Annotated in this window: 9 protein-coding genes; 4 read left to right on the forward strand and 5 right to left on the reverse strand. The window is 64.0% G+C overall.

Annotation, left to right across the window (positions count from 1 at the left end):
- Nucleotides 1-249: 249 nt before the first annotated feature.
- Nucleotides 250-1,044: a LuxR C-terminal-related transcriptional regulator gene (locus tag LPA45_RS26195; protein ID WP_116319200.1), complete on the reverse strand. Its 795-nt coding sequence runs from the start codon at nucleotides 1,042-1,044 to the stop codon at nucleotides 250-252.
- A 608-nt stretch (nucleotides 1,045-1,652) separates the two neighbouring features.
- Here LPA45_RS26195 and LPA45_RS26200 point away from each other — a divergent pair.
- Entirely contained in the window at nucleotides 1,653-3,320 is a 1,668-nt protein-coding gene (locus LPA45_RS26200) for a phage integrase family protein (protein ID WP_367395055.1), read from the forward strand.
- 157 nt (nucleotides 3,321-3,477) lie between these two features.
- Here LPA45_RS26200 and LPA45_RS26205 read toward each other — a convergent pair whose 3' ends face one another.
- Both LPA45_RS26205 and LPA45_RS26210 read right to left on the reverse strand, forming a co-directional pair.
- Nucleotides 3,478-4,491 carry a ParB/RepB/Spo0J family partition protein gene (locus tag LPA45_RS26205; protein WP_116319196.1) on the reverse strand — a complete coding sequence of 338 codons (1,014 nt, stop codon included), beginning with the start codon at nucleotides 4,489-4,491 and terminating at the stop codon, nucleotides 3,478-3,480.
- A 3-nt stretch (nucleotides 4,492-4,494) separates the two neighbouring features.
- Nucleotides 4,495-5,154 carry an AAA family ATPase gene (locus LPA45_RS26210; protein ID WP_116319194.1) on the reverse strand — a complete coding sequence of 220 codons (660 nt, stop codon included), beginning with the start codon at nucleotides 5,152-5,154 and terminating at the stop codon, nucleotides 4,495-4,497.
- Nucleotides 5,155-5,531: 377 nt separating this feature from the next.
- On the opposite strand from LPA45_RS26210, the gene LPA45_RS26215 reads away from it, so the two are divergent.
- On the forward strand, nucleotides 5,532-5,735 hold the full coding sequence (locus LPA45_RS26215; protein WP_006159056.1) for a cold-shock protein: 204 nt from the start codon (nucleotides 5,532-5,534) through the stop codon (nucleotides 5,733-5,735).
- Nucleotides 5,736-5,837: 102 nt separating this feature from the next.
- On the opposite strand, the gene LPA45_RS26220 is transcribed toward LPA45_RS26215, so the two are convergent.
- Entirely contained in the window at nucleotides 5,838-6,932 is a 1,095-nt protein-coding gene (locus tag LPA45_RS26220; protein WP_116319192.1) for a replication protein RepA, read from the reverse strand.
- Nucleotides 6,933-8,528: 1,596 nt separating this feature from the next.
- A complete protein-coding gene (locus LPA45_RS26225) occupies nucleotides 8,529-8,732 on the reverse strand; it encodes a cold-shock protein (RefSeq protein ID WP_010811149.1) in 204 nt (67 codons plus the stop codon).
- A 420-nt stretch (nucleotides 8,733-9,152) separates the two neighbouring features.
- Between LPA45_RS26225 and LPA45_RS26230 the strand changes: the two genes are divergently transcribed.
- Together LPA45_RS26230 and LPA45_RS26235 are read left to right on the forward strand one after the other, a co-directional pair.
- The gene (locus LPA45_RS26230) at nucleotides 9,153-10,517 is read left to right on the forward strand and encodes an NCS2 family permease (protein ID WP_317919659.1); all 1,365 of its coding nucleotides are present in this window, start codon (nucleotides 9,153-9,155) and stop codon (nucleotides 10,515-10,517) included.
- A gap of 930 nt (nucleotides 10,518-11,447) precedes the next feature.
- Nucleotides 11,448-11,762: a hypothetical protein gene (locus LPA45_RS26235; RefSeq protein WP_317919660.1), complete on the forward strand. Its 315-nt coding sequence runs from the start codon at nucleotides 11,448-11,450 to the stop codon at nucleotides 11,760-11,762.
- Nucleotides 11,763-11,846 lie beyond the last annotated feature (84 nt).

Below are 11,846 nucleotides of genomic sequence, written 5' to 3' on the forward strand. Positions count from 1 at the left end.
CGCCGTGGTGAACTTGGCGAGCCTCGCGGCAAGCGCGCCGCCCTGCCTGTCGGCACCCGCCGCATGGCGTGCGGCAGGCGGCGGCGAACGCCTCCTTCTCAACGTAGCAAGCGCTACCTGCCACCGCCTCATGCTTTTGGTGGAGGCCGCCACGTCAAAAGGATGACCTGCGGGGGACGGCCCCGGCACCGGATCCGCCCGGCGCCGGCATAGTTGCGACCGATGCTCCCCCGACCAGTCATGCAGGGATCAGGCGGCCTGGCAGGCGCCAAGCGGCCGCACCGCCGGCGGGCCGGCCCAGTCCAGCGTAGCGCCGCGCTGCAGCGCCACGTAGACCGCTTCACCCTTGTTGCGGACATGCAGACGCTGGTAAAGCGTGCAGGCATGGGTCTTGGCCGTGGCGACGGAGATATTGAGCATCCGGCTGACGGTCTTGATCGGATAGCCCCGCGCGAGCAAGGCCAGCACCTCGTACTGCCGCTCGGTGATATTGAGCAGGTGCGCGCCGCTCGACGGCGTTTCGTTCGCGGGCGCAGGCGGCATTTCGCCGCGCACCGCATGCAGCGGTACCACGACCGGGGCGGAGGTGTGACTGGTCGGTGCGGGTGTGGCTTGCATGCGCCCTTCGTCGCCGCGCCCGGCGGCCGGCTCGGACAGCAGCACGGAAGGGAAGCACTCCCCGCCGGCCAGCACGAGCCGCACCGCGGCGTCGAGCGCTTCGGCGCTCGCGGCCTTGTGCAGGCAGCCGCGTACAGACTCCGGCAGGGCCGGTCGGGACAGTGCCGCGGCGGGCTGCTCGGTCAGCAGCAGCACGCGCCGGGGCCGCAGGCGCTCGCACAGGTCATCGAGCTGCGCCCAGCCTGCCGCGGCGTCGGGCGGTAGCCCATAGACCAGCAAGTCGGGCTCCGTCAGCCAGAGGTCGGAGTCGATTGGCGCGAGCGGATCGATATCGATCAGGTCGCCTGGGATATGCGCTTGGGCCAGGAGGTGGCGAAGACCCAGGCGCAGGAGTGGATGGTGTTCGATCAAGAGGATGCTGGCCATGGCCGCTCTCCTTCTTATTGCGGCAAGCCCAGGTCCTGCGACAACCCGTTCTTGCTGTTGGACCGGCTTCCACTATGCTGCGGCTCGCGTCGATCCATACGGTCCGGCTTGTTCCTGGCCTGGTACGGCGTCCCGTCGGTTGCCGCGCCTGTCCCTTCCCTTGGAGTGCCGAATCGCCCCGTTTGCGCCGTTCGAGCCGCTCCGGACCGGCATTGCCGGGCCGCGCAGTTCATGACTGACGCTTTAGTAACTTCTCAATCAGATTTAAAAGAATCTAATTCTGATCTTCAGCTTATTAAACAGGGGCGTCGAAAGCAAGCCTCTGTTGCGTTGCAGCGGGTATTCCCGAGGGGGACCCTCCCCTTGCCCCGGAACCTCGTTCCGGCCGGTCCACTGCGACCCTGGCAACGAGCTTAACCGGGCAAACAGGCGTTCGGGTGGCGCAGGGGCTGGCGGAATGCCGCTTACCTCGCATAAAATTATCGGCATTGCGCTTTGGTGTGCATTTCCGGCCGGATCAATTTGGCCTGGCTTCAAGTGCCTTATAAATCAAGAAGTTATCGCCAAGCTATGTGCCCTCCCCCACCGACCGTCCCACGCCGCTGACCATGTTGCCCGGATCGCACCCCGTCAGCCTGACTCGCAGTGAATTCGCTGCGGTCCGCGCCTATGTCCAGGGCATGCCTGCGGCGATGGTCGTCGGCCGCTATCTTGCCGACGACGGGGATGACGACGATGCCGGAGAGTCGGCGCTGCGCACGCTGCTGGGCCTGCGCGACCGCATGGTCCAGTTGGCGCATCTCCACGGCCGGGCGGATCTGGCCGAACTCCTGGTGGCCGGTCCGGGCCGTTCCAACCGGGGCATGGATCGCCGTGTCGACGCGTTGGCGGAACTGGAACGGCTCGGCACGGCGGCGCCGCGGGCGGAGCACGGCGTCGAACTATGGTTCGGGCCATCGCTGGCGCGGCGCCTTCGCAACGCAGAAATTGTTACGATTAAAGCACTTATAGGGTTGGCTAATGTTCGCGGCGCGGGATGGTGGCGGCGAGTGCCCCGGATCGGCGCACTCGCTGGCCAGGCTATCAATCGCTGGCTGGCGGAGCATCGCGGACTGGTTCGCACTGCCCAGGGCCAGCCAATGCTGGCCGCGCATCTGGGCAACCGCACGCCGCTGGCGCCTGGCGCGCTGGCGCCTGACATGCCACGCCTGCTGCCACTGGAATTTCTCGCCAACAGCGCCGGGGCGCCACCCGATTGTCCGTTTGCCCGCGGCGTCGACGTGGTGCGCAAGTGGCTGCATGCCAGCGGTTCTCCCGCTGGCGCCACGTTTGCGGCGTACCGGAAGGAAGCCGAACGGTTGCTGTTGTGGTCGGCGATCGAACGCCGCAAGGATCTCTCTGCACTGGACGAGCAGGATCGCGAGGCATACCTGGCCTTTCTTGCGGACCCGCAGCCGGCGGCGCGCTGGTGCGGACCGCGGGCTCCCAGGCAAGTCGGGGCCTGGCGGCCCTTTACCGGGCCGCTGGGTGACGCCAGCGTGCGCCATAGCATGCGTGTGTTGGGCGCGCTGTGGGGCTGGATGGCGCGCAATGGGTACGGCGCGGCCGCGCAGTGGCTGCCAATGGGCGGGCCGGCAAGGACTGCAGCGGTGGATGTCGATATGGCGACGGCCGAGGCTGTGTCATCCGTGCTGGACACGGACGATGCCACCGGCGAGGGGATTGTCGACGAGATGGCATTGGTGCGCTTTACCGCCTGGCTGGAGAGTGAAGGCAGCCAGCCGGGCGGCATGCGCTATCGTGCCGCGGCGGCGGCGGTCGCGCTGCTGCGTGAATGCCGGCCGCGGTTCACCGGGCTGGTGGCATTGCGCTGGGATGACCTGCCGATCCTCGATCACGCGCCGGCAACGACGGTGACGGATGCGCCAGCCGATAGGCGGCTTGCGCTCAGCGATTCTGCGCTGGCCGCGCTACGTCGCCACTGGCAGGACCGGGGGCTGGACCTGGATGCGCCGGCCGCGGTGGATGTGCCCTTGCTTGGCCCGCCCGCTGCGCCCCCCACGCGGCGGGCACAGCGCAAGCTGGCCAGCACGCCCCACCCGCCCTACTCGGTGCGAGGGCTGCATGCATTGCTGTCGATGGCGATTACCCGATATCGGAGGTTGGATGCGGCGTTCCCGGTCCGGTCGCCACGTGACCTCGTGCGCGACTCGGAGCGTTGCCGGGCAACGTTGGCGCCTGTCGAAGAAGTTGGTACGGAGGGAGAATTGCCGTAGGGGATCGGCAGTAGAAAGCGGGATTGGTGGCGATGCTGCCACCGAAGAACTTGGTACGCAGCAGGATCTTATCGACCATTCCTGGCAGGGCCGGGGACGGATGTCCCGGGGCTGTGGTGGCCCGCCATGCTCCACCACACCCCGGTTCGACGGTAATTCAGAGCAAGGTCTTGTCCAGCCCGAAGCGAGCCTTGAGCAGTTCGACCAGATCCTCGCGGGCGCTGCGGTCGCCGAGCTGGACATCGAGGACGACACGCCCCGAGTCCCACTCCTTGATGGTCCCGAGCAACTGGCCGCCGTCGGTTCGGATCTTGTATTGCCGGCTGATTTCCTTGACCTTGCGCGCCTTGCCTTCCTGGGCGTGCTTGCGGATCGCCTCGACTTCACGGCTCGACAGGCCATCGTTGATGATCCGCGCCGCCAGTTCGCGGGTCCGCTCCTCCCCTGCCAGCTTGCAGAACAAAGTCAGCTCATAGCCCGCGGCAATGCCGATCGCGCTCGGCCGCTCGCGCATGACGCCAAGCACGGATTCCGGCAGGCGCAACAGCGCCAGCGTCTTGTTGACCGTTCCGGCGGACATCCCGGTCAGTTCGCAAATTTCTTCTTCCTTTTGAACCTTGCCTTCGTCAAGCAACTGGCGCCAGGCGATCGCATTGTCGAGCGCCGACTGATCCGAGCGCTGCTCATTGAGCATGAACGACAGGCGATAGAAGTCCAGGTCGCTCAGGTCGTCCTCGACAAAGCACTCCATCTCGAGCTTGCCGGCCGACGCCAGTGCTCGTTTACGGTAGTGGCCGTCGATCAGGATGTAGTGGCCGGGACGCGACGGGTCCGGGGCAGCAAGGCCCGGGGTCTTCTGGCCATGCGTTGCGATCGACGCCGCGCGCTCCTGCACGACAGCGGGATCATAGATCCGGCGCGCATTCAGCGGATTGTCATGGAGCTGCGCCAGCGGAATCCGCATCAGCTGCCGGCCGGATGCCATCTCGCCCGCACTTTCAGCGCTGAAAACGGTGGCGCCATCGTTTGCCCTGCCCTGCAGCAGGCCGTTCGGATGCTGCGAAATCGCTGCCTCGGCCCGCGCGAACCTGTCCAGCGTGTCGTTGCGGTGCTTCTCCGCCACCATGCCGGCGAGCATGCCGGCCTTGAGGCTCTTCAGTTTTGTAGCCATGCCTTATTGCTCAATCAAAGACAACACTTCGTCGACCATCATGTCGACCTCCTGTACCGCCTCGCGCGCCCCGGCAACGCCATGGACGGTACAGCCGATCGCCTGGCATTCACGGAATGCCGAGCGCGATCCAATCATTGAATTCAACAACGGCACCTCGCCATCGTCTCCGAGGATCTCGATTGCCTGCCGTGCGATCGACACGCGCCGCTGCACCATATTTGCCATCACGCGAATCAGCAGCGTTTCATTCTGGACTTGCGCATGTTGTGCCAGCGTTTTTGCGGCAACCGCAGCCCAGAGGTCCGGAGGCGACGGCACCACCGGGATGATGGCAAGGTCGGAAATCAGCAGCGCACTGGACGGCGCCGCCGAATGGACCGCAGGCGGGCAGTCGACGAAGATGTAATCGTAGTCCTGCACGAATTTACGAACCTCGCGGTGCATGGCTCCGCCCGACGGCGCCAGCCCGATCACCGACGCGGGAAACGGGCGCTCATCGCTGGCCTGAGCGGCCCAGCGGGTGGCGGTGCCTTGCTCGTCCATGTCGACCAGCATGGAACGGGCGCCCCGCAGGCCAAGCGTTCCCGCCAGATGCATGCTGACCGTGGTCTTCCCGCAACCGCCCTTCTGGTTGAAGACGGTGATGATTTTGGCTGCCACTGGGACCTCTCTTTCAGCGCTGAAAGCGCAGTTGACTCTTAAGGCGCAACTGTAGCCAAAAGCAGGTGACGCTTCAACCGTTTTACAAATTTACAAATGTTTTATTAAGATGTGTCGAGCGACACACGGCATTTCGCCAGGCAATGGCGTTCCTACAATAAATTTGCTTGATATGCGGCGGCCCCTGTGTCTAAAGTATTTGTAGTGCGCATTACGCCGCACATGACACCGCAATCCAAAGTGGTTATGATGCGCGCTACAGTCGAGTCAAGTCGTGTCAACCTCGTCGGCTTCCGTTCGGTATCTACGAGAACTCAACGTGCTTGAACGGTTGTTTGCGTGGTGTACTAGAACTTGCTTCGAAAAGGAAATTTCTTATGGCAACCGGTACGGTCAAGTGGTTTAACGAGACCAAGGGCTTTGGCTTCATTACCCCGGACGACGGTGGTGCAGATCTGTTCGCGCACTTCTCCGAAATCCAGGGCTCTGGCTTCAAGACCCTGAAGGATGGGCAGCGCGTGACGTTCGAAGTCAAGCAGGGTCCGAAGGGCCTGCAGGCTTCGGCCATCAAGCCGGCCTGATCCAGCTGTTTTGCCCGCTGCAGCAGCCTGCCGCGGCGGACAAACAAAAAGGCAAGCGTTCAACGCTTGCCTTTTTTGCATCTGGCCATCGCGGCCACGCGGTCAGCCCAGCTTGCGCACGCTGGTACGGGACGGCTGCAGGATCAGCGCCTTGGACGAGTCCGCATCGACCTTTGCGCCAGGATAGACCACCAGCACGTCCTTCAGCGCCTTGCGGAACAGGGCGCGGAACTTGCGCTCGCTTTCGGTTTCCGTGCCGAACTGCATCTGCAGCGCTTCCCACGGGATCTCGGTGCGACGCTGGATGGTGAAGAACCGGTAGGTCAGCCACGAATAGACATCCAGCGCGAACGGCGACTGTTTCAGTGCCTTCAGCGCCCGCATGTCCACCGGAACCGGGCGGTTCACCAGTTCGTTGAAGAACGGCTCGGACAGCACCACAAAGCTCTCGAACATCGAGCCCTGCCCCGGCTGCATCGGGTCCCACCAGGTCGACAGCTGGTCGGCCAGCAGGTAGCCGACACGGTCGATCGACAACGGCTCGTGGTTGGGGTTCTGGTTCTGGCTGGGCGTGGACTTGTTCTGCACGATCGCAATGGTCGCGGAGAACAGCCGGATCATCTGCTGGCGTACCAGCGTCATGGTGCCGCGCTTGCCCCCGGTAGCCATCGGGATGCCGAGGTTGTACATGAACTCGGACAACGAATTGCCCAGCGAAATGCGGCGGTCCTCCACCGTCCCGGTGAACTCCCCACGCTTCTTCTTCGCCATGATTTCCTTGCCGATCCAGGCAAGCATCAGGCGCGGATAGGAGCCATAGGGATAGCCCAGCGAGACCGTCTCCGACACCAGCTTCTGGCGGCCGTTGGCGGCCCGCTCGGAGCGTTGCTGCGTGAAGTAGCCGGGCTGGATCATCAGCGAGATATTGCCGCTTGTGCGCGTCCATACCGGCGGCGCGCCCTTGGGCGCGCGATATGGCAGCGTGACCTGGACGCTGGCGCGGCTCAGGAAGCCAACTTCGCCGCTTTGCCAGGCGTCTTCGCGTTCCATGGCCTGCGCCTCGTCAAACAGACGCTGGAATTTCTCGGACGGAATCAGGCTGTTCTCGTTGCCGGGAACAATGATGCGGGAGGGCTCGGCATCCAGGTTGAGGACACTTCGATCCCCCGTGGCGGCCGGGGAGCGTTTGATGGGCATATTGGCGTGCTTCGGAATACCCGCCTTTGTACTCGAAGCCGCAAAGGTTGTCACGCAGAAACAGGTACGCTGAAGCTTAGCCTTGCTTGCCGGGGTTTTGCCGTGTCGGGACTCTCCCGACTGGCAGCTGGGGTGCGGACGGTGGGCAACCCGGCAGGGTTGTCCACGGTGCGCAACCCTGTGACTACCAGTAAACGATACCGATACGGGTTAACTACTTGTAAACCGTATACGTGAAGTTCAGCGCCTTGATTCGTAAGGGAAAAAACAACCCCAGCGAACCCGAATCTGCGGACAAACGTACTCGATTCTGCGAAGGGCCGAACCCGTATCTGCGAAAGACCGAACCTGTATCTGCGGAGTGCGCGTACTGGTTTCTGCGGGGATAACTCCGTGTTTCCACAAGCTTTTCCACAACGGCGATCGCGCAAAGCGTACCTGTTTCTGCGCCAGGCGGGGCGGTATACGCGGTTTACGCCCCGCTTACCACCGAAGTACGCCGCTGGCGGGCCCGCGGCGGGGGTTATCCCCGCAGAAAAGGGTTCGAAGCCGGGATCGCCGTCAGCCGCTCAGGGGCAAAAGCGTACCCGTTTCTGCGGCTGACCCTCCGAAGCCGTACCCGATTCTGCGTGGCGAAGAAAAACCGCCATGTATTCGCCCTTGCGTACCCATTTCTGCGACGTACCCAATTCTGCGCCGGCATCTGAGTTCGCCTGGCCCGTGGCAGCGTACCCATTTCTGCGCACCCGCGCCGCGCAGTCCTGGCCGCGCCCGTACCCGTTTCTGCGTCAATGGGAGGTGCCCTATGAATAGACGCATCGCCAAGTTTCCATTATACACGGATCATGCAGAACAAGCTAGCGCTTACACTCAACGTATAGGTCAATGCGCCGCCATCTGGACGGCCGTACCCGTTTCTGCGAACCAATGTGGGTAGCGCTCCCCTCCCAGCAGGCCCCCTTCGTAGGGGATTCCGGGTGGTGTACCCGTTTCTGCGGGAGCAGTCAGCATGGAAAAGACGTCGAGGCGTACCTGTTTCTGCGTGGCTTCCTTCAAGGCAAGACAGCATCAGGAATTTGCGCGCTGCAGCACGAGGCGTACCCGTTTCTGCGTGGCGCCCGCGCCATGCTGTGTGGATATCTCAGCGCCAGGCTGCACGTCGACGCGCCCTTGATCTGGCGGCGCCGGCGGATCGCCGCGCGCCGCAAGATCAAGGGCGTACCTATTTCTGCGGACGTTGTGGTGACGCGGAGGAGGCAGATCTGCGTCAGGCGTACCCATTTCTGCGTGGTCGCCGACGTGAGTGGAGCGCCATCTCCGCGGTGCGCGTACCCGTTTCTGCGTAAGGGAAGCGGCGCCGGCGGTCCGGCTTGCGGCGCGGCAAGGCGTACCTGTTTCTGCGGGCCGGCCGGTTTGAGACAGGTGGGTGTGCGCCAGGACTAGCGCATGGAACGGGGGAAGGGGATGAGCGGCAGGCCTGCGCGTCTGGCGAACCCGGTGCCGCATGCCGGCGCGAGCGGCCGAAAAACAAAAAACCCCGCCGAGGCGGGGTTTTTCCGTTGCGTGGCGCGCACGTGGCGCGCCATCTGGCAACGCTTACAGCGGAGTGATGTTCGCTGCCTGCAGGCCCTTCGGGCCGTTCTTGACTTCGAACTGCACGCGCTGGTTTTCCTGCAGCGACTTGAAGCCGTCGGCGCGGATTTCCGAGAAGTGGGCGAAGAGGTCGTCACCACCTGCGTCCGGCTTGATGAAGCCGAAACCCTTGGCGTCGTTGAACCACTTGACGATACCGGTTTGCATGATCTGCTTTCCAGAAAAAGGATGTAAAAGGTCGCATGACGCACGCGCCATCCGACAGGGGAACTCAAGGAAAGGACACCATGGACAACCGAAGTACCAGACGGTGGCTAACGAATGAACTGTTGCCTCGTCGCTTGAATCTAGCCGGCTTTATACGGGGGAATGGGGCCAGCGTCAAGCTGGGGCCAGCCCCGAGCAGTCTGTCCCAGGCCCGGGCCGCGGCGCCGCGTGGCCCCTGTGCGCTGTGTATCCACTGTGGGATCATCACGCCTTTTGCATATCGCTTATTCGTGTACGCCGTGACGTATCCGGCCCATGCTGGACGAGAGTACGCTTGCCGCCTGGTGGCGCGCCACGCGGCCACGGCCGCGCCGCGACGCTGCCTGCCGCGGACACGATAACGATACCAGGAGACCAGTCATGTCGATGCCGGAACCCGCTTCCAAGCCGGGTACCCCTTCCGTCAACCCCTCGCGCGGCCAGCCGTCGCTGCTCGAGCGCCTGTTCAAGCTGCGCGAGCACCAGACCGATGTCCGCACCGAGGTTCTCGCCGGCATCACCACGTTCCTGACGATGGCGTACATCATCTTCGTGAACCCGTCGATCCTGGGCGATGCCGGCATGCCCAAGGACGCGGTGTTCGTCGCGACCTGCGTGGCCGCGGCGATCGGTACGCTGATCATGGGCTTCTATGCCAACTACCCCATCGCGATGGCGCCGGGCATGGGCCTGAATGCGTACTTTGCCTACACCGTGGTGAAGGGCATGGGCTTTCCGTGGGAGGCGGCGCTGGGCGCGGTCTTTATCTCGGGCTGCCTGTTCCTGCTGGTGACGCTGTTCCGCGTGCGCGAGATGATCGTCAACGGCATCCCGCATTCCATCCGCGTGGCGATCACCGCGGGCATCGGCCTGTTCCTGGCGATCGTCGCGCTGAAGAATGCCGGCATCGTGGCCGCGAGCCCGGCAACGCTGGTCACCATCGGCGACCTGCACCAGCCCCCGGCGGTGCTGGCCATTGTCGGCTTCTTCGTGATCGTCGCGCTGGACCACCTGCGCGTGAAGGGCGCGATCCTGATCGGAATCCTGCTGACCACGCTGTTGAGCTTCGTCTTTGCCGGCAATACCTTCCACGGCGTGTTTTCCGCACCGCCTTCGCTGAGCCCGACGCTGCTGAAGCTCGATATCTCGGCGGCGTTGTCGATCGGGATCATCAATGTCGTCCTGGTGTTCTTCCTGGTCGAACTGTTCGATGCCACCGGCACGCTGATGGGCGTGGCCAACCGCGCCGGCCTGCTCAAGGCTGGCCGCATGGACCGGCTGAACAAGGCGCTGATGGCCGACAGCACCGCCATCATGGCCGGTTCGTTCCTCGGTACGTCATCGACCACTGCGTATATCGAAAGCGCTTCCGGCGTGCAGGCCGGCGGGCGCACGGGGCTGACCGCGGTGACAGTGGCGGTGTTGTTCCTGGCGGCGCTGTTCATCGCGCCGCTGGCGGGCACGGTGCCGGCCTATGCCACCGCGCCGGCGCTGCTGTATGTGTCATGCCTGATGTTGCGCGAACTGCTGGAAATCGACTGGAACGACGTCACCGAAGTCGTGCCGGCGGTCATGACTGCGCTGGGCATGCCGTTTACGTACTCGGTCGCCAACGGGGTGGCATTCGGCTTCATCAGCTACGCGGCGCTCAAGCTCTTGACCGGGCGCGCGCGCAGCGTGCCGGTGATGGTGTGGATCATCGCGGCGGTCTTTGTCTTCAAGTTCTATTACCTGCCGGGCCACTAAGCGTCCTGTACAGCAAGACCAGACGTGGGCGGCCCAGGCCGCCCATTTTTTTGCGTGCCCGCGTTGCCGATTCGACGGAACGCGCGCAAGGCGTACCCGTTTCTGCGGGCTGCTCGGGATCGCACGAGCAGCACGCAGCGTACCTGTTTCTGCGGGCCGCGGTTCGCTTGCATCTGCCGCCTGCGCTTGCCGCCTCGCGCACCGGCTGGAGCGCGCCACCGAGGTTGCTGCCATCACCCGTTCGGGGTGCGAAAGCGTACCCGTTTCTGCGTAGCATGCAAGCGTGGGTACGGTAGTCCGGCAACAGGGCAAACGGGTTGCAAGCCAACTCGAAATTTAGTCCGAAATTTAGTCCGAAATCCGGCTCGAAATCCGGCACGAATAACACCAGTAAACGGCTTTTCGCAGGACAAATAGGTGGTGTGCAGGCCGGCTCATACGAAAGTATGAGATTGGGTGTAGGTCACCCACTCAGGGCTGGACAAACCGCCCCAAATGCACTGAACTATAGGCGTGGCAAAGAGGGGCGCGGCAAGGCGCCCCTTCTTGACTCCGGTGCATGCGGCTGGATTGCCGGAGCACACCGAGCGCGCCTTTGGCGCCGTCCGCCAGTCCGGGGACAGCTCGGATGAGACCGCCAGGCAAGGCGGCAGGGCCACGACCAGGGAGCGTGCGGAAACACGTGCGCCACGCAGACACAAATATTCCAAGACTGACAAGTGGTATCCGCAGACGTGTAGTGCCGGGGGATGTTGTTCAACGGGGATAATCATGACCGCAGGAGAGATCCGGCGACCCGCCATCGGGCCCGTCAGGGAGTCCATAAGCCGATCCACTAGCCGATCCATTCACCACGCCTGGGCTACTCTGGGGGAAGCCGCAGGCGAAGCGCCCGCAAACCACGCCAGCCGTGACGGCGCTACCGCCGACGTGGCGGCCCTGCTGGCGGACGACAGCGCGCTCACCGACAGCGCTCGCGCCGCGGTGGAAAACCTGCTGCGCCGCCATCGCCTGCTGGAGGGCGAGCTGGCACGCCAGCGCGCCATGCTGCAGGAATGGATCCTCAGCCAGCTGACCTACAAGACGCTCTACTACCAGTACTCGGGACAGACGCCCGAGGCGCCGCGCGTAGAGCTGATGCGCGAAAAGGAAGCGGTGCGGCGACGCATCCGCGATCAGCTCCAGGGGGGCACCGGCTATCTCGCCGCGCCCGAGGAGCAGTCCCGCAGTCTGTCCACCTCGTGATACCGACGTTGCTCGCGGGCGCCAACCCGCAGCCAGTCCAGCCCCAGTCCGCGCCACGGCCACAGGCCCCGGCGCAGTCCACGG

It is taken from the genome of Cupriavidus sp. Agwp_2, assembly GCF_040784895.1.
In the GTDB taxonomy this organism is placed as follows: domain Bacteria; phylum Pseudomonadota; class Gammaproteobacteria; order Burkholderiales; family Burkholderiaceae; genus Cupriavidus.